This is a genomic window from Alteromonas sp. ABV4_150 (genome assembly GCF_056311745.1).
In genome coordinates this window covers 2,446,504-2,464,401 of the sequence record NZ_CM149971.1, presented here as the reverse complement: position 1 = coordinate 2,464,401, position 17,898 = coordinate 2,446,504, and the positions used below count along the sequence as shown (strand labels likewise).

The 17,898-nt window shown below is 42.9% G+C and carries 13 protein-coding genes; 5 read left to right on the top strand and 8 right to left on the bottom strand.

The window, feature by feature from the left end; genetic code table 11:
• The first annotated feature begins 2 nt into the window (after positions 1–2).
• Both ACYX4M_RS10750 and ACYX4M_RS10745 read left to right on the top strand, forming a co-directional pair.
• Positions 3–827: a 2-keto-4-pentenoate hydratase gene (locus tag ACYX4M_RS10750; RefSeq protein WP_476080101.1), complete on the top strand. Its 825-nt coding sequence runs from the start codon at positions 3–5 to the stop codon at positions 825–827.
• A gap of 101 nt (positions 828–928) precedes the next feature.
• Positions 929–1,747, top strand: coding sequence for a thioredoxin family protein (locus ACYX4M_RS10745; protein WP_476080100.1), 819 nt, complete (start codon positions 929–931; stop codon positions 1,745–1,747).
• A gap of 99 nt (positions 1,748–1,846) precedes the next feature.
• Here ACYX4M_RS10745 and ACYX4M_RS10740 read toward each other — a convergent pair whose 3' ends face one another.
• Positions 1,847–3,295, bottom strand: a complete 1,449-nt coding sequence (locus ACYX4M_RS10740; RefSeq protein ID WP_476080099.1) for a DEAD/DEAH box helicase — start codon at positions 3,293–3,295, stop codon at positions 1,847–1,849.
• A gap of 555 nt (positions 3,296–3,850) precedes the next feature.
• Between ACYX4M_RS10740 and ACYX4M_RS10735 the strand changes: the two genes are divergently transcribed.
• Complete coding sequence (locus ACYX4M_RS10735) at positions 3,851–5,791, top strand: bifunctional diguanylate cyclase/phosphodiesterase (protein ID WP_476080098.1); 1,941 nt, start codon at positions 3,851–3,853, stop codon at positions 5,789–5,791.
• 11 nt (positions 5,792–5,802) lie between these two features.
• On the opposite strand, the gene ACYX4M_RS10730 is transcribed toward ACYX4M_RS10735, so the two are convergent.
• The 5 genes from ACYX4M_RS10730 to ACYX4M_RS10710 all read right to left on the bottom strand — a co-directional run bounded on the left by ACYX4M_RS10730 (position 5,803) and on the right by ACYX4M_RS10710 (position 11,539).
• The gene (locus ACYX4M_RS10730) at positions 5,803–6,231 is read right to left on the bottom strand and encodes a hypothetical protein (protein WP_476080097.1); all 429 of its coding nucleotides are present in this window, start codon (positions 6,229–6,231) and stop codon (positions 5,803–5,805) included.
• Positions 6,231–7,487, bottom strand: a complete 1,257-nt coding sequence (locus ACYX4M_RS10725; protein WP_476080096.1) for a hypothetical protein — start codon at positions 7,485–7,487, stop codon at positions 6,231–6,233. The genes ACYX4M_RS10730 and ACYX4M_RS10725 overlap by 1 nt, the downstream gene beginning before the upstream one ends.
• A gap of 109 nt (positions 7,488–7,596) precedes the next feature.
• Positions 7,597–8,208 carry a bifunctional 4-hydroxy-2-oxoglutarate aldolase/2-dehydro-3-deoxy-phosphogluconate aldolase gene (eda, locus tag ACYX4M_RS10720; protein WP_476080095.1) on the bottom strand — a complete coding sequence of 204 codons (612 nt, stop codon included), beginning with the start codon at positions 8,206–8,208 and terminating at the stop codon, positions 7,597–7,599.
• 90 nt (positions 8,209–8,298) lie between these two features.
• A complete protein-coding gene (locus ACYX4M_RS10715; protein WP_476080094.1) occupies positions 8,299–9,225 on the bottom strand; it encodes a sugar kinase in 927 nt (308 codons plus the stop codon).
• A gap of 85 nt (positions 9,226–9,310) precedes the next feature.
• Positions 9,311–11,539, bottom strand: coding sequence for a polysaccharide lyase 6 family protein (locus ACYX4M_RS10710; RefSeq protein WP_476080093.1), 2,229 nt, complete (start codon positions 11,537–11,539; stop codon positions 9,311–9,313).
• Between the two features lie 372 nt (positions 11,540–11,911).
• Between ACYX4M_RS10710 and ACYX4M_RS10705 the strand changes: the two genes are divergently transcribed.
• Together ACYX4M_RS10705 and ACYX4M_RS10700 are read left to right on the top strand one after the other, a co-directional pair.
• Positions 11,912–12,643 carry a FadR/GntR family transcriptional regulator gene (locus ACYX4M_RS10705; protein ID WP_476080092.1) on the top strand — a complete coding sequence of 244 codons (732 nt, stop codon included), beginning with the start codon at positions 11,912–11,914 and terminating at the stop codon, positions 12,641–12,643.
• Positions 12,644–13,285: 642 nt separating this feature from the next.
• Positions 13,286–14,611: a mechanosensitive ion channel family protein gene (locus tag ACYX4M_RS10700; protein WP_476080091.1), complete on the top strand. Its 1,326-nt coding sequence runs from the start codon at positions 13,286–13,288 to the stop codon at positions 14,609–14,611.
• 52 nt (positions 14,612–14,663) lie between these two features.
• Here ACYX4M_RS10700 and ACYX4M_RS10695 read toward each other — a convergent pair whose 3' ends face one another.
• Together ACYX4M_RS10695 and katG are read right to left on the bottom strand one after the other, a co-directional pair.
• A complete protein-coding gene (locus tag ACYX4M_RS10695; RefSeq protein WP_476080090.1) occupies positions 14,664–15,230 on the bottom strand; it encodes a hypothetical protein in 567 nt (188 codons plus the stop codon).
• A gap of 120 nt (positions 15,231–15,350) precedes the next feature.
• Positions 15,351–17,651, bottom strand: coding sequence for a catalase/peroxidase HPI (katG, locus tag ACYX4M_RS10690; RefSeq protein ID WP_476080089.1), 2,301 nt, complete (start codon positions 17,649–17,651; stop codon positions 15,351–15,353).
• Positions 17,652–17,898: the final 247 nt, after the last annotated feature.

Sequence of the window (17,898 nt, the reverse complement as noted above, 5' to 3'; positions counted from 1 at the left end):
CGATGTTTCCTGATAAACCACTAACAGAAGACGACCTGAAAACACTTTCGAGTACCTTGGTCAACGCACGTAAGCAAGCCACTGTATTAGAAACTTTTCCAGGTGATGTTCCGACAACCTTGGACGCGGCCTACCGCGTTCAAGACATGTCGCTTGAACAGTGGAACGACGAGATCACCGGCTGGAAAGTAGGCATGGTGATCCCCGAACTTCGCGACCAGATGGGCGCAGAGCGCTTAATGGGTCCAATTTTTAAAAAGGTTACCCATTTCATTGGTCGCCCCCATGCAGATAATGAATTCGTTGAACTAGAAGTCTACGCAGGCGGTATGGTTGCTGTTGAAGCCGAGCTGGTTTTTGAACTGGGAGAAGAAGTTACGCCCGGTTCAATTGATACAAAGGGACCATTGAAGCACCTAATCAAAGCTGTATATGCTGGTGTAGAAATAGCCAGTAGCCCTGTTATTGATTTAAATAGCTATGGCCCCACTGCCATCATCAGTGACTTTGGTGTAAACCAAGGTATGATAATTGGCGCCCCTATAGCGTCGTGGGATACAGTGATTGAGAAGATGCAAACATCAGTATTCATTAATAAAGATCACATCAATACTGCACCATCAAACAATGTACTGCGCGGGCCTATGGCGGCTGTTGCTTATTTAATTGACCAAGCTGCAGCGCGCAATATTACTCTTCCAAAAGGCTGTATGATTTGCTCAGGCGCTATTACTGGCGTACATGACACAGTGGCTGGTGCCACATCTACAGTCACTTTCGAGGGTGTTGGCAATATCAACATGAAGCTGATTCCTGTATCAGCTTAAACCGACCTGCTAAAGCGGTAGTTTACTACGCTCAATTACCGCTTTTCTCTTTGCTTTTTATGCTACATTGTTATTGATTTAACTACTATTTTGACCATTGTATGCAGAACACTTTCTTTAAACGTCAAGCCCAGTTGATTAAGCGATGCTTAACCATAGCTACTTTTATAGCCGCTTTCTCTGCCCTAAATGGCTGTGTCAGCACCCAGAATGAAACCCCTTATACTTACGCCCCTTCTTCGTCACCTTATCAAGACGTGGTTAACGCGCAGCAACGTGCTGTGGAGGAAAGCAAGCTACTTCTGGTTGTCCTGGGAGCACAGTGGTGCCATGACAGCACAGGCTTAGCTGAGCGCTTCGCAACAAAGGAAATGGATCTTATTCTACGCGCCCATTATGAAACTGTATTTGTTGACGTAGGAACGCTTGGAGACAGAAGAAATATAACCGAGCGATTCAACTATCCGATTTACTACGCAACACCGACTGTGATGGTTGTTGAGCCTAAAACCAGTGCTTTGTTAAACAGAACCACGATGGATATTTGGGGGCGGGCCGATAGCATCCCCTTATCAGAGTACATAACGTACTTTTCCCGTTTTCCTGCTATGACAGCTGCGCAGAAAGCCCCATTCATTAATTGGAAAGCAACGGGTGAGGAAGCCGCCTATAACAAAGAGCAGGCAATTAGGCTTCAAAGCGCGTATGACAAGCTTGGGCCTCTGCTTGCGCAAGATTTACAAGGCGATACTCCAGAAGGGCTTAACCAGCTATGGAAAGAAACCAAAGGCTTTCGTACTGAGCTACAACAAACACTCATTAAACGTGCTGAGCTCACGCTAGACGCTGCGAATAGCAACGGAGTAAACACCACGCCAGCGCTGCGCCATTACAACCCGTTTTCATGGGAGCATAACTAAAGCATTATTTTTTAGTTTCTAAGGAACATCAAAAAAGGGCCTTTTATACAAAAGGCCCTTTATCAATTAACCATAGCTTTATTGATAAAATATAACTATTTACGCTTTCGCGCTGTTTGCAGCCCTATTACTAGTTGAACTGTTGGACGGACTGTTTCTACGTTTAGCGGGTCGTCTAGCACCATTACCTTCGCTTCCTGAATGTCTTTGACCTGCAGGTTTACCGCCGCCACTGTTACGAGTATTTGGCTTGCCCCCGTGAGAGCTACCATTTCCACTACGGTTGCCCTGTCGTTGTCCCGCTTTCTTATTACCGCCAGTTGACCTGCCTGCACCGTTATCACCTTGAGATACTTTTGGTTTTTTCGGTTTTTTAGGCTTTTTCGGCTTAGAAAGCGTGGTAACAGGTACGGCTTGCTGAGGCTCAAAACCTTCAAGGGTTTTGCGAGGGAGCAGCTTTTGAATGAGTGTTTCGATATCTTTTAGGTTCTGTAATTCTTCGGCAGAAGCGAAAGACCAAGCTTGTCCGCTCGCACCAGCGCGCCCAGTACGACCAATTCTGTGAACGTAGTCAGCCGCTGTGTTCGGCAAATCCAGATTAATCACTATCGGCAGTTCGCTGATATCTATACCGCGTGCAGCGATATCGGTAGCCACCAGAACTTTAATCTCGCCACTTTTAAAATCAGCAAGGGCTTTGGTTCTTGCCCCCTGACTCTTGTTTCCGTGAATGGCTGCACTTGGAATTTTCGAGCGAGTCAGTTTTTCCGCAATTCGGTTAGCGCCATGCTTGGTACGACTGAAAACTAATACTTGCTGCCACTTTTGCTGTTTAATCAAACAAATCAGCGCAGTCGTCTTTTTAGACTTATCAATGGTTACCAAGTGCTGCTCGACAGCGTCCACCGTCGTATTGGCAGGGGCGGTAGAAATACTAACAGGATCACGAGTTATCGTTTTCGCCAGCGCCGTAATTTCATCAGAAAACGTGGCTGAGAAAAGTAGGCTCTGACGCTCCTGTGGCAATAGCTTCAACACCTTTTTAATGTCGTGAATAAAGCCCATATCAAGCATTCTGTCAGCTTCATCTAATACCAATACCTCAAGCTGTGAAAACTTCACGGCGTTTTGCTGATACAAATCGAGTAATCGTCCAGGAGTCGCAATTAGTACGTCCACGCCCTTACGAAGCTTCATCATTTGAGGGTTTATGCCTACACCACCGAATACCACAGCGGTCTTTAATGGTAAAAACTCACTAAATGCTCGAATGCTTTCTTCCACCTGAGCAGCAAGCTCGCGAGTTGGTGTTAAGATAAGCGCGCGAACATTATTGCCAGATACTGGCTTGCCAGACATCAGTCTTTGTAAAATAGGAAGTCCAAATCCCGCGGTTTTCCCTGTTCCCGTTTGCGCAGCCGCCAGCACATCCTTTCCTTGCAATACTTCTGGTATTGCCTTTTCCTGGATCGGTGATGGCGTACTAAACCCTCGTTTTTCAATAGCTTTTAACAAGGGTTCAGCGAGCCCTAATTGGGTAAATGACATTAACAAACTCCTGTCATAGGTATTTAAAAAATTTGCATACCGCAAAGGTATAAGCGTTAGTGCTTTATTGCTAACCGTGGGGGGTTATAGATTACTGGGAAAACCTAAAGAGACACGCCATTGCCAACTTGGCTTATTGGTGTTTGACATCAAGAAAAGAACGTAGGTGTTTACTCTTACAAATTGCGTGCGGAGTCTACCACTAAACACCTTAGGCCACCAGCGCATTTTTTGTTCGAAAAACGCTTGAGTTAAGCATGGCACTGACTCTGCACTCAATTTCGACCTAATTACTAATTAAGAAGTGATACAAACCGTCTATACTATAAAGGTAAATAAGTGACGGCCCTTTCCTACATTTTGTTAAAAGTCGTTATTGCCGGTCCATACAACTTAAAAGAGCGTTTTTTGAAAAGTCTCAGGTCAGAAATTTCGTTCAATACACTTGCGTCTGTCTCAATAGTTAGTGCCTTGATCATAGGTTTATCTATTTATGTCTACGAAAAGCTTTATATTGAGTTCGTGTCAGAGGAAGTTAATGCAATAGGCGTGAACATGGCTGTTGATCTTATTGACTATATTGAAGAACCTGCTGGCAGCCTGAATCAAACAGAAGTTTTGCTCCGCTTAGATGAATATGAATATGCGGAAGCCGCTTATATTTTCAGTAGTGACGATACGCTTTTAAATATATATGTAGGCCCCTCAGGCTTAAAAGACAGCGCTAAAAGTATCCAAACGGGAGGCAATCTGCCCCCCGAACATGCTAATTTTTACCGTAACATAGCCACTCTCCCTCTAGGTTTACATCGCACTTCAAATAAAGTGATTATAGTAAAAACCATAGGCGAAGACGTTTACCCAATGGGAAAGCTTGCGCTGCTGTTCAACCTTGAGGCGGCATTAAAAGCAAGCAGGCAAAGGTATATAATTTTGGTTACTCCTTCGGTAGCCTTTCTTATAGCAATCTCGCTTATTATTTCTGCGCGAGCACAACGTAAAGCATTGCGCCCACTTAATACGCTGATCGAAACCATGGATAGCGTGGTAGATGACAAAACTTATGATGTCAAAGTAGAGGAAGGAAATAAGAAAGAGATGCTAGCTTTGTCTCGTGCTTTCAATAATATGATGACAAACATCAAAGCGCAGTCTGAAGCTAATCGGCAAAAAACTGAAATGCTACAAAAGCAGCAGTCCCAGATGGAGCGACTTGCTAACTTTGATGCATTAACAGGGCTTCCCAACCGTCAGTGCTTAATGAAGCTTTTATCAGATGAGCTTATCAAAGCGCAGAGAAATAATTGTGAACTTGGTTTACTGTTCATTGATTTAGATGGTTTTAAATCTATTAACGATTCTTTTGGTCACGATACTGGGGATAGGTTTCTTCTACATATTAGTTCACTAATGGAAAACGCACTCAGTGAAAGATCAACTCTGGGGCGTTTAGGTGGCGATGAGTTTGTCGTTATCGTTCCGGAACTTACTTCATACACATACCTTGAAGATACGGCCCGAAAGATTTTGAATATCGTATCTAAGTCCCACACTGTCAACCAACTAAGGCTAGATTCAAGTGTGAGTATAGGGCTAGCGTTAGCGCGTGATTGTGATTATTCCGCGACCAACCTAATTACCAACGCAGATGTAGCTATGTACAAAGCTAAATACAGCGGTAAAGCAAGATATGTCTGGTTTACAGATGAAATGTTAGCCCATACTAAACGCAAAGTGCTTATTTCCTCCCGAATTACTGATGCTCTTGAAAACGATGCATTCTATCTCAGCTATCAAGCTAAGGTAGATGCAGACAAAAATGTCATTGGCTTCGAGACTCTACTCCGCTGGCAAGATGAGGTGTTAGGTCAAGTATCACCCGCTGAGTTCATCCCTATTGCCGAACAAACAGATAAGATATCAATAATAACCCTTTGGGTATTAAAGCAGCTTAGTCATGAATCTCCCATGCTGCTTAAAGCCTTTGGCAGCCATATAACGCTATCAGTTAACTTAAGCACACACGATTTGAATAATCATAATGTTATCGACTTTCTACTTAATGAGTTAGATACCGGAAGACTGCCTGCATCAAACTTAGAATTTGAAATTACTGAATCTGCTTATATGAACAATTTCAATGTGGCCACCCCGTTTTTTACAGCACTTAAAAAGTTTGGGTGCAAGATTGCTCTTGATGACTTTGGTACAGGTTACTCATCCCTAAGCTATTTAACACAGTTTGATATAGACACCCTAAAAATAGATAAAAGTTTTGTAAGTAAAATAAGTGAATCTAAGCAGTCAGAAATGATTACCAAGACCATTATTGAAATGGCGAAGAGCTTGAACTTTGCTGTTTGCGCCGAAGGTGTAGAAACCCATGAGCAGGCGCATTTTTTAATTAATCAAGGATGCAGTATGCTACAAGGGTTTCTTTATTATAAGCCGCTTCCACTAAAAGAGTTAGTCGATAACGTTACGGTGTATTCTTAACATACCTAAGCTTACTGACTGTTTAGAAGCTTTCGATAAACCACACTTACGTTTTTGGGTAATACTGTGTTTGCTGGGACATAACCAACGGCACCTTCGTGGTTACTTACGTAATTTATCACTTCCTCTAGATTATCGTATTCAACTGGCCGAGCTTGACGCCCACTGAAGCGCATTTGCGCCCAATAAGATTGAATGCGAGATTCGGGTAAAGCGATAACTTTTGCGTTAAAAATTGAGCGTATTCTATTGCCCGGGCTCATAGCAACAGGCTCTAACTCATAAGTAGTTGTTCCACTTTTCATGTAGAGATTGCGTATTTCAGCTTTTGTGAGCGAAAAGCCTTGGTCATCAACGTTAGCAACGACCCACACACCTTCGTTTGCAGCAGCTATTCGAATGCTTAACAAAAAGAGAAAAAAGACCGTATATCTTCGCATTAAAATATCCACTCTACTGCCACTTGATACAGGGTCGCGTTTCTATCGAAGCTGTCGTTTTTTACCTCATAAAATGATGTTCTGCCTTCTTCCCCATCTAGCAAAGATAACTCTGCCTTTAGTGCAATGTTCGTCTTCACATCCCATCTAGCGCCAAAGGTCCACGTATCTAGGTCATCTGTAGGAAAAAAGTTATTTAGCTGCTCTACAGCGAAATATAGTTGGTCGAGTTCAGGCGATACACCTACAGGAATAACATTATCAATGGTATTGAGTGATTGCCTAGATGAAGCATAAGTTAAGTGTAAAAGAACTTCATCAAGGTAGTAGCCATATGAAACATAGAAACTTTCCAAATTAGCAAGTACATCGATATCAGACGAGACCTTCATCCATTCGCCGCTTACATACCAGTTAAGCGTGTCATAGCTGGCTCCTAGTAAAAAAGATCCTGCACGATCATTGATATCAAACTTTTCCGCTATGGCGTCAAACCCAGCAGCTCTGAGTCCCTGCACGAGGGGCGCAATTTCGTCGATAGTTGTTTCAACTTTAGGCGCATTAACAGTGGCAGCTCTTAGCTGCAAACCACCATAGTTGACTTCAATAACGCCACCGAACAAGTTATCTACTTCAACATCTACATTGATACCGCTTGAAACTAGTTCATCCTCATACGTTCCATAGTAAGCCTCAAAATCCACTACAACATCGCCAAACGACCTTCTCAACCTTGCATTGCCGCCTTCATACTGAGAGAACAAGTAGCTACTATAAAGTTGCTGTGGTGCATTTATCCATGGGTATGCAAACCCAACATCGATAACATCAGAATACTTTAAAAAAGGGGTGCGCAACCGACCAACGTTAATTTGAAAACTTTCACTAGGTGAATAGGTTAAATACAGCCACTCTATTCCTGACTCTCTATCGTCGTCAGTATGTAAAAGAAGTTGAGCCGATGCGGAGAACGATGATGAGTAAGTATAATCAGCCTGCATGGCTATAAGGGATTTTTGGGAAAAGCTTATGTTGTCGTCATACCCTTCATAGGTAGCTTTTTGGGTATCAAGTTGGCCTGCAACCGCCCTTGCAAAACCTGAAAACTCAAGTTCATCTGCACGGCTGTCGGAAGCAGACAAAAATACGGCGGCTGCAATGGTGAAATGCAACGCTATCAATTTGATCATAGTCACTTTTTCATTCGGGTTGTATAAAGCTAGCGCAACTATGCTGTATGCGCGAAGCAACTTCATTAATGATAGCTCGATAAAGCTATAACACCAATTAATACGCAGAAAAATCAAAAAGCTGGCGAGTGTGCCAGCTTTCTAAGACATGAAAATTAGGAAGGTGACGTGTTCGTTAAACTTGCGAACATGCCTCTGTGATGAGGTTCCACTGTTTATCTGCTACCCATTGAGGTTTCGCTACCCAAGTGCCGCCTGCTGCAAATACATTACCTAGTGACAGATAGTCGTTAAAATTATCTGGCGACACACCACCCGTTGGACAAAATGTTGTATCTTTGAATAAACCACCGACAGCTTTTAAGAAAGAGGCACCACCTGACAAAGATGCTGGGAATAGCTTCATTTCCCTGAACCCATGTTCCCGCGCTAACACGATATCTGATACATTCGACACACCTGGAAGTACAGGTAAACCAGAATCTACCAGCATAGTCAGCAGACTCTCTGTTACCGCAGGCGTCACGATAAAGTCTGCCCCGGCATTTATCGCTGCGTCTAAAGATGCCTTATCGACGACGGTTCCAGCGCTTACGATCATGTCTGGCAACGCCTCTTTGATAGCGGTTATGCATTTAGCTGAATTCTCTGAACGCAACACAACTTCAACAGTGCTAAGGCCCGCTGCTGACATTGCTTTAGCAATGGCCACACCGTCTTCTACATTATCGGCTTGAATGATTGGGAGCAGGGTTTGACCGCCCATAATGTCTGATATTTTTCTCATGGTTTGTCTCTTCGTAATACGAGGGGCGGATGCCCTTATAAGTTCGATGTAGTGTTTTATTTTGTATTCGAATACTTCGCTTTTACTTACTTAAGCGAAAGATGTTGCTAGGTCGGCATAGGCCGTTTTATCTACGATGGCGCCAGGATGCTGAATCACAAAACCTGCACATTTAGCGGCTTTGTTTACGCAGTCTTCAGGGCTCTCGCCCGTTAGGTAAGCGCCTAGAAAAACACCGTTAAAAGCATCGCCAGCAGATGTAGTGTCAACAACGTTAGTGACAGGGGTTAGCCCTACTTCTGAAACTTCTCCCTTTTCGCCAACTAACGTTACAGCGCTGCTTCCATTTTTAATGACGAGTTGCTTAAATGAAAATGGCGCTAAAAAGTTTGTGATCTCTTCTACCGTTTCAAACCCATACAAGAAGTTAAAGTCTTCTACCCCAGGTAGCGCGATGTCTGCAATTTCAAACGCTTTTTCGTACAGTGCAGTGGCATCATCTCTACCTTTCCACAGAGCTGGACGGTGATTCATATCAAAAACAATTTTGGTCCCACTTTCTTTAAGCGTTGCAAGTAAACGCCAAAACTTCGGTAAGTCTTCAGTATTTAAAATAGCGAGCGAAATACCCGAAAATAACACCAAGTCTAACGCTGTCATCGACGCTTTATCGTCATCGGTAAGCAGGGACATTAAGCACTTCGCTGCAGAATCATTTCGCCAATATGTAAAAGAGCGTTCGCCATTTGCATCGGTATAAATTTTATAGAGCCCAATGTGCTTGTCTGGATGCTTGAACAAGAAGCGTGTATTTATCGATTCGCTCTGCGCAAAGTCGAGCATCTCTTTTGATAGCACATCGCTGCCGACAGCACTGACAAAATAGCTATCTAATTGTGGAAACGTGCGCTTAAGATAAACGGCAGAATTGAAAGTATCGCCAGCAAACCCTTCTTTTAATACACCGTTCACTTTTTTAAGCTCGGCCATGCACTCGCCAATAAAACCAACTCTCATATCATCCACCCTACGAACTCGTAGTTTTTAGTTTTAACGTAATAACTTTTTCTTTGCATAAGTTGCACGCTACGCTGAGCATTTTTTACTCAGGGCAGCGACATTCGTCTTTCGCTTTCAAGAAATCGACAATATTGATGTCTCTTGTATCTTTAAATGTGTTGCCGCTATGCGATGTTTGCGGCTCGCCAATGGTATGTGCAATTTTGACTGGCGCACTTGCACTGAACTCGTTATTTCGAATCTGTGTTTTTTGTACGCCGTGAAGAAATATGCTTGCTTTACGCTTGTTTCTTTTACCCAAACCTACATTTGTTAACACGTTCTTAGCTATCGATACCTTAGGCCCAAAAGTACTTTCGTCGGTGCCACCGCGATAGATAAGTGCTAGTGCCCCTTCAACATCGCTAAACGTGTTGTTTTCTAAATTCAACACTTCGACGTTATAGATACCTAAGTCATCTTTTTCTTTGTTTAACGCCAGTACGTGACCAGAGATAGTGTCAAATTGGCTGTTAGTAATAGATAACAAAGTTGCAAAGCTTCGGGCGCCAGCGGAAAAGAAGTGATAGCTATGGTTTATATCTAGGTCAGTTACTTTCACCTTATCCATAGTGAATCGGTAATTAGTTAACATGCCCCACTTTTTAGTGCGGATGAATGTATTTCCAGCCGCATCTGGCGCATCACTACCTGAAAGCGTTACGCCTTCAATTTCCAGTGAACCATTATCACTTATTTCAAAAAGTGCAGAGCGCTGGGGGCGGATTATGACTTTTGCGTTTTCGCTTGCTTTTACAGAGATAGTTTTAGTTATCTCAACAATTTTCTGCTCGCTGTAGACGCCATCACTAAGTGTTAGAACATCCCCATCTTTCGCGTTCGCGACCGCTCTAAAAAGCGTATTTACACCTGGCTGTACGGTAATTTCATTCCCCGAACTAAACGGCGTTTCGTATTCTTTTTTCTGATACCAGCTTGGCCCAACGTCTGCTTTATTAAGTGGTTTAACACTGTCGTCAGCGCCTACTTTCATCTCATCCATAAAAATACTGTTCGATGAAGATAGCTGTATATCGCTTCGTTTCGTAAAGCCTTTTTCAATTTGACTTTCTACGCTGTAGTTAGCCACATTGTTGGTAAATGCTATACCGCTAATGTCGTCAAAAAAGCTAAATGTAGTAGGTACTGTATTAGAGATAACAAGGTTATTAGAAAAAGCACTATCCACAGGTGGCGCTGAACGCTCTTCATCTGCACCAGCGGCCAATTGAATGTGCGATACATCAATAAAAGTGTTGTGATGTATATTCGCATTCATTACTTGATGGTAGCGATTTTGTGGTGAATTAGGCACACCATTCATTACTGTAAAACCACTTCCAAAGCGATAGCCAGTAAGCCCTTTAAACACGTTATTTGCTACTTCTTGGTCAGCGTTAATTACGCGTACCCCACCTGTGTTGGGAACGCCATTTCCTAAAAACACATTATTGGTAATTGTATTGCCGTTTCCATGTCTTAGCGTTAGCGTACCGCGAGATTCAATGAAAGTATTACCGTGTAGAACATTGCCACCTGATTTAACGCTGATAATTTCCACTTCGCCATTACATTGGTCAAACACATTGTTTTCAACTCGAGTGAAAGAGTTTTCCAGCGAATAATGACTGGTACCGATTCTTAAGGTTTCGCCACCATTTGAGCCTAATTCAGGTCTGTAGCCAAAATAGTTTTTGTCTATTTTGTGATAGTTTTCAATACTATCCTTTGTATCTAATCTTACAGCAACCGTTACTCCTCGGTTTCGCTTGCCCGCCAGGTACGAACTATCTAACCGATTGTGCTTTCCATAAAACGCTACCCAGTAATCATTTTCAAACTTGTCTGGCTTTGAATAGTCTTCAATAACGACTTCAGTAATACGAGTGTGATTAGCAACTTCGTTCTTACTTGTTCTGTAACTAATTACCGAACCTGATGGTGAATAACCGTCTTTAAATACAAGCCCAGATACGATCAAGTGGCTACCAGCAATCGAGAGATTTGACTGGCCGGAGAGAATAACACCACCTTTACTTTCTGCTCTTAGTGTAATTGGCTCTTGTTCACTACCTTGCGCTTTAAACTTAATCTCAAAATCACGGTAATTACCATTTTTCAGTACGATATCGTCGCCAGGAGCAACTTTCGCTAACGCTTTGAGGTAGCTTTTCTTAGAGTCAACTAAGTAGTCTTCGGCGTATGCCGCTGTATTAAAAGCCAATAGAGTAATCACCCCTAATGCTGACTTACAGACATTTGCTACTTTCATACATTCCCCACTTCGCTGGCAAAATCGGTGTCAATATCCACCGTGATAATGCTACTGACATTACTCAAATCGTATAAATCGCACATAAATTGCCAATCTTCTTTTGCAAAAACGCAATTATGCTGTTATTTATTTGTTACTGACCGCCTTAGAATCTAACCAATAAAAAGACCAAAAACAACCAATTTATTTTACCAATAAAATAAAATGTATTACCAATTAAGAAGAATTGTATGTTTACAAAGAGCTTGAGGGCAGAGTGTTCGGGGCTTTGCGCTTTATGCTAATTTCGATATACAATGGTCAGATAGAATAAATTTACCAATTGTCTCTTCTTTTTAGGTAAGCAACAGGCAAACAAGGGCTGTAAATATGAAGACTCGTCGTCTCTTCTGGAGCATAGTTGAAAAACTTGAAGCGCTAATCGATCAAGGAATTTACCCTGAAGGTAGTCGCTTACCCGCAGAAAGGGAACTCGCGGAGACCTATAACGTCAGTCGCCCTACTATCCGCGAAGCCATTATCGCATTGGAAGTACGAGAGCGAGTAGAGGTAAAAACCGGTTCTGGTGTGTATGTTTTGCATCAGAAAAAACAAGGTCAGATAGCCAAACCTATAAGTGCGTTCGAGCTTACTCAGGCGCGTGCGCTTGTGGAAGGTGAAGCTGCCGCACTTGCTGCCGCAACTATCTCAAATGAAGAATTAGAAGCGCTAAAGCAAACCTTAGTTGAGATGCAAACCCCTCAAAAAGCCGATGAGGCGGATCAACGCTTCCATCAGATAATTTCTCAAGCGACACGCAATAACGCCATAATGCTTTCGGTTGAAAATTTGTGGGAATTGAGAAGAACTGTTCCCCAAGTCATATCTGCCTACAGCGATGTGTGCTCACAAGGCGAAGAGCAGAGGCTGCAGGAGCACACACTTATCTACGATGCTATTGCTAGCAAAGATACAGCCGGTGCAAGGCGGGCAATGCATCAGCACTTTAATCGCCTTATCAACGCGCTTTTTGATGCGAGCGAAGCAAAAGCATTAGAAGAAATAAAGCGCAAGACTGATGAAACGCGCGGTCTCTACTCAATTGCTCATCTTAGACAGTAGTTGCGGCTACGCACTTTTCTTATTACAAAATAAAACAGGCTTCTTATTTCTAAGAAGCCTGTTTGCTTTGTAGGGTACTTTTGAGAGTAACTGTTTTTATTATTTTTGCTTTAAAGCGCAAAACAAAAACTACGGTTTGCTATTGAGTTTACACTCTTTAACGTGCCGTTCTTCGTATAAGCGCATAGATAAGCTAGTCCACACTCTGCTCAAACAAGCAGCAGAAAACAAATTCATATTACAATTCGGCCTTACCAGATGTCAACCAATTATTATTACCAATATTCTGGAGGTTTAATTTTTTCTATCTAGTCGACAAAAAATCATTAAGTAATAATATTATCGCTTTGTGACCACTTTACTGCCACCCAAATAAAAAACCTTTTATTTCAGAGTCATAAACACAACGTCCTTCGCTCACTCTATATCTGAAAGATTATTTCGGGCGAAAGCTATCGTGTATTAGCTGTAAAGATCGCCAAAACCTGTATGACCAGTGATAGATGTTCAAACGATATATGTTGATTGGATGAAAAAAGCTTTACCCTATCTGATATTAAAGATAAAAAGCGTGCAAGGATTCCACGCTCATTTAGCAACACCCGCACTTACGTTGCGCGGTAATTAAATTAAGTAGACCACATGAATGTTGATAGTTTAACTCAGCACTTAGAAGAGAAGTTAGCCATAGTCAAAGCATCGGTAATGTCTGATAGCTTTATTATTCAGCTTACAACCATTGTTGTGATTTATTGCTGCGCTTATCTACTTGCTAAACAAGTAAAAAAGCCGTTTAAGCTTATGCGAGAAAAGCCACAGAATGGTGCACATACCATGAGCGGCCTTTTGTACAACCTTGGTGAGGCACTGTTTCCGCTTATCACTATAAGCACACTGAAGATTACTACCGTATTAGGTGCACAATTTCAGTTTGATGCATGGCTATTAGAAATAGCTGTTGTCGTCGCATTGATGCTATTTGTAAGCTCATTAATTAAAGGCTTTGTTGAAAACAACACGATAGCGGCCTTCATGCGCTGGGTAGGTCTTCCTGTCTTGTTTTTACACCTTATCGGCTTACTTCCGTTAATTACTTCAGCACTAGAGTCCATAGCTATATCTATTGGCAACGTTGAAGTTTCGGCTTATGGCGTTACTAGAGTACTCCTTTTCGGTGCTTTGCTGTTTTGGCTAGGCCGAAGCTCCAATGCTATTGGACAAGATATCATTAGAAACCAAAAGTCTCTTGATGTTTCTACAAAGGAAGTGTTCGCCAAGCTATTTGAAGTGGCTCTTTTCTGTATTGTGTTTCTTCTATTGCTTAACGTAATGGGGATCAACCTTACAGCGCTAGCTGTGTTCGGCGGGGCTTTGGGTGTGGGTTTGGGTCTAGGGCTTCAATCCATCGCCTCAAATTTTATTTCGGGTATTATTATTCTGTTGGACAAATCGTTAACCGTTGGCGATTACGTTGAACTGGAAGACGGACGTAAAGGTATCGTTAGAGAGTTTAAAATGCGCTATGCCGTGTTGGAAACTTATGACGGCAAAGACATCCTAGTGCCAAACGAGAAGTTTATTAGCTCTTTGCTAATAAACTGGACGCATAAAGATCCAAAGCAACGATATCGCATTGACTTTTCAGTTGCCTATAAAACCGATATCCGCGCAATGGTAGAAATCATAAAGGAAGCGGTATCTGAGCACCCGCAAGTGATCAGTGGCGATAATATCCCTTTTGAAGAACTACCGGACTGTGAAATAGACAGTTTTGGCGACTCTGGCGTAAACATGTTTGTTGAGTTCTGGATGGAAGGTGTAGACGATGGCAAAAACCGCGTAGGAGGTGATTTGCTGCTTACTGTTTTTGAAACACTACGTGAGCACGATATTGAGATCCCTTTCCCTCAACGAGAAGTTCGGGTTATCAACGAGCAGAGTATCGGTATCCGAAATATCACGCCATAGTGCTCAAAGCGATTATTACGGTGTTTTAATTATGGTCTACTCTTCGCGCTTGCTAGAACCTAGCGCGGAGGGTATCCCACTGCCATTCTTGAGTAAACAGACCAAGCGTTTGAGCAAACTTTTTATAGTCTTCTTTACCCATTGCCGACGCTACCGTCTTCAATTGAGATTTCGCTTTTATAGCTTTAACCTGAAGCAACTCTAACCGCTTATCCGCACTTGAATCGAAGTTCTCGCTAATGATGGCATTCGCTTTATCGGTAGCCTCCCATGCGGTGATCACATATCCCACCAGCTTAATGTAAACCCCGACCATTCCTTTTCTTTCGAAAATATTCTCGAACATAGAGCCAGATAACAATTTATGAAAGCTTGCTTCTGTCTCAAAGGCAACGAATGACTCTGCGTTTTTGAGTTCTTCTAACACATTGTGCAGAAGTTTTATGTGAGCGGCGGAATTAATAGCATTGTCATTTAATGCATTAATATCCTCACTTAGCATTTCTAAGTTTACCAAGGTACGTTGAAGGCTAGCCATCGCGATATTTGTCTGTTGAGGCAAAAAGTAAAGATTCAGTGTATCGAAATAAAGAAAGCTTTGCGACGCTCCCAAGGCCATTTTAGTTACATTAACAATATATTAAGTAACTGTGAATTCAGCGTAGAAAAAGGGCGCCGAAGCGCCCTTTTAAACTTTGATACTATCGCTAAGAAGTTCGCGATAGCAGACTCGCTCTATCTATTTACCTAGGCTGGCATTTAGGTCGTGACGTAAGTCAAAGCGGTCTAGTGTCATCACTTTAGTCCATGCATCCACAAAGTCTTCAACAAAACGTTTCTTCGCATTGTCGTAAGCATAAACTTCGGCTACAGCACGTAGTTCGCTGTTCGAACCAAAAATGAGGTCTACAGGTGTACCTGTGTACATAACTTCACCTGTGCTTCTGTTCACGCCTTCATATACCGATGGGTTATCAGTTTTTCTCCACTTAACACCCATATCAAGTAGGGTTACGAAGAAATCGTTATTAAGCGTGCCTACTTTGTCAGTGAATACACCGTGTTTGGCATCACCTACGTTAGCCCCTAGTGAACGTAACCCACCTAATAATACGGTCATTTCAGGTACAGTTAGGTTCAGTTGATCAGCCTTGTCTACCAACATGTCAGTTGGCGAACGATAGCTACCTTCAGCATTGTAGTAGTTTCTGAACGCGTCAGCTGTTGGCTCTAGCAAAGAGAAAGAGTTCACGTCTGTCTGCTCTTGAGTTGCATCTGTACGGCCCGGTACTACAGGTACGTTCACATTAACACCCGCGTCAGCTGCCGCTTTTTCGATAGCCGCAGCACCACCGATAACTATCAAATCGGCAAGTGACACTTTCTTCTTAGAGAACATGCGCGAGTTGTAGTCTTCCTGCAGTTCTTTAAGCTTAGACACTACAGCTTTTACCGTTTCTGGCTCGTTGGCTTCCCAGCTCATTTGCGGCTCTAGCGCAATACGTGCACCATTTGCACCACCACGTAAATCAGAAGCACGGAAACTTGCCGCTGCTGCCCACGCTGTTTTTACTAGCTGCTGAACCGTAAGGCCACTATCCAAGATGTCTGCTTTAAGCTTTTTAACGTCTTTATCAGAGATCATCTTATAGTCAGCTTTAGGCACTGGGTCTTGCCAGATGAAGTTCTCTTCTGGGATGTCGTTACCCAAGTAACGTGCCTTAGGACCCATATCGCGGTGAGTTAGCTTGAACCACGCTTTAGCAAATGCTGTTTGGTACTCTTTAGGATCTGCCAAGAAGCGCTCGGCAATTTTTCGATACTCTGGATCGTACTTAAGCGCCAAGTCAGCTGTAGTCATTACAGGTGGATTTTTCTTACCTTCAACGTGCGCATCTGGCACTGATTTGTGAAGCGATTCATCTGTAGGGATCCACTGAATAGCACCGGCTGGACTACGCGTTTGCTTCCACTCAAAACCAAGTAAGTTCTGAAGATATAAGCTCGTCCATTTAGTTGGCAACTGTGTCCACGCACCTTCTAAACCACTGGTAACTGTGTCTTCAGCATTGCCTTTACCACAGTTGTTTTTCCAGCCTAGTCCCTGCTCTTCTAAGCCTGCGCCACCCGGCTCAGCCTCTAGGCAATCAGATGGTTTGTGTGCACCATGCATTTTTCCAAATGTATGACCTCCAGCAATTAGCGCCACAGTCTCTTCGTCGTTCATCGCCATGCGACCAAATGCAGTGCGAATGTTTTTCGCAGACCCCATTGGATCAGGTACACCTTTAGGACCTTCAGGGTTAACGTATATTAGGCCCATGTGCGTAGCACCCAATGGACGCTGAAGCTTACCGTCGCGCTCTTCACGGTCGCTAGCTAGCATTTCTACTTCCGGCCCCCAGTACACCATATCAGGTTCCCAATCGTCGGTACGACCACCGGCGAAGCCATAAGTATCAAAGCCCATGTTTTCCATGCCCACGGTACCGGCAAGGATCATTAAGTCACCCCAAGATAAACTTTCACCGTATTTTTGTTTGATTGGCCAAAGTAAACGACGGGCTTTATCTAGGTTGCCGTTGTCAGGCCAGCTATTTAATGGGTCAAAACGCATTTGACCACCATCACCACCACCGCGACCGTCTAATGTACGATAGGTACCCGCGCTGTGCCATGAGAGCCGAATAAAGAAAGGGCCGTAGTTGCCAAAGTCTGCAGGCCACCAGTCTTGAGATGTGGTAAGCAGTTCGTTTACGTCTTTTTTCACTTCATCGAGATCAAGTTTTGCAAACGCTTTGGCGTAACTAAAATTTTCACCAAGTGGATTTGAACGGTTGTCATGGTCTCGAAGCGGTGACAGATCAAGTTGATCGGGCCACCAAAACTGGTTTGTTTTCGCTTGGAACGCTTTAGACATGCCCGTGCCTTTAGCACCAGCGGGTTTACTGATTTGGTCGTTGGCTATGGCACCTGTCGCTCCCAACGAAAGCGCAACTAGCGCTGATAGCGTGGTCTTTCTGAACCTATTTAATGTCATGGTCTTTTCCCATCTGAGTTTGTTTTAGTTACCAAACGGTAGGCACCTTCAGCACTACCAGTCTGTTAACATATTGTTTACCTCATAAGCTTTTAAAAGATAGACACGCTTGCGCATTATTTACAGTTGATAAAATGAATTTAACTGATTGGAAAATCCAATCAAAATAAAATCACTATATTTCAGTAACTTAAATTCATCTTTTATTATTAGCGCTAGTAGTGATTAAAAGATAATCGCTCTACTT